The organism is Aminobacter sp. P4_D5, assembly GCF_056401815.1.
The window spans coordinates 1-939 of record NZ_JBFUIP010000469.1 but is presented as its reverse complement, the minus strand read 5'-3'; the positions used below and the strand labels follow the sequence as shown (position 1 = coordinate 939).

General features: G+C 69.1%; 1 protein-coding gene. It reads left to right on the top strand.

Annotated features, from left to right (window positions below; genetic code table 11):
* Positions 1-939: CaiB/BaiF CoA transferase family protein (locus AC1DWF_RS32825; RefSeq protein ID WP_476842695.1), on the top strand; the 939-nt coding region annotated here is incomplete at both ends.

The following is a 939-nucleotide window of genomic DNA, read 5'->3' as shown; positions in this document are numbered from 1 at the left end:
CGACATGACGGGATCGCGCGACGGCTCGGACTTTCAGAACCTGCACCGCAACAAGCGCTSSATCGKGCTGGACCTGAAGTCGCCCCAGGGCGTGGCGGTGCTGAAGCGGCTGGCGGTCGGCGCCGACGTGCTGGTGGAGAACTACCGGCCCGACGTGAAGCACCGGCTCGGCATCGACTACGAGGCGATGCGCGCAGTGAATCCGCGGCTCGTCTACGCCTCCATCTCCGGCTTCGGCGAGGAAGGCCCCTACAGCACGCGGCCCGGCTTCGACCTGATCGCCCAGGCCATGGGCGGCATGATGTCGGTGACGGGCCTGCCGGGGCATGGCCCGCTGCGCGCCGGGATTCCACTGGCAGACCTCTCCTCCGGCCTCTTCGCCGCCATCGGCATCCTGGTCGCGCTGCTCGACCGCGAGAAGACCGGCGAAGGCCAATGGGTGAAGACTTCGCTGCTGCAGGCGCAGATCGCCATGCTGGACTTCCAGGCGACCGCCTGGCTGATGGACGGCAAGGTCTATCGGCAGAGCGGCAACGATCACCCCTACACCACCCCCATGGGCGTCTATCCCGCCGCCGACGGCGAGATCCTCATCGGCGCCTCCGGCCAGGGCCAATACCGCAAGCTCTGCGAGGCCGCCGGTGCGCCCGAGCTGATTACCGATGTCAGATTCGCCGAGCCCGACGCCCGCCTCGCCAACCGGCCCGCCTTCAACGCGGCGCTGGGCGCGGTCACGCGGCAAAAACCTGTCGCAGAATGGGTGGAGCGGCTGAATGCGGCGGGCATCGCCTGCGGGCCGATCAACGCCATCGACCAGGTCTTCGCCGATCCCCAGGTGCGGCAATCCGGCATCGTGCAGTCCGTGGCCCATCCCCGGCTCGGGGAGGTCCAGCTACTGGGCGCGCCGCTCACTCTCTCGGCGAGTGAGGCCCGCATCGC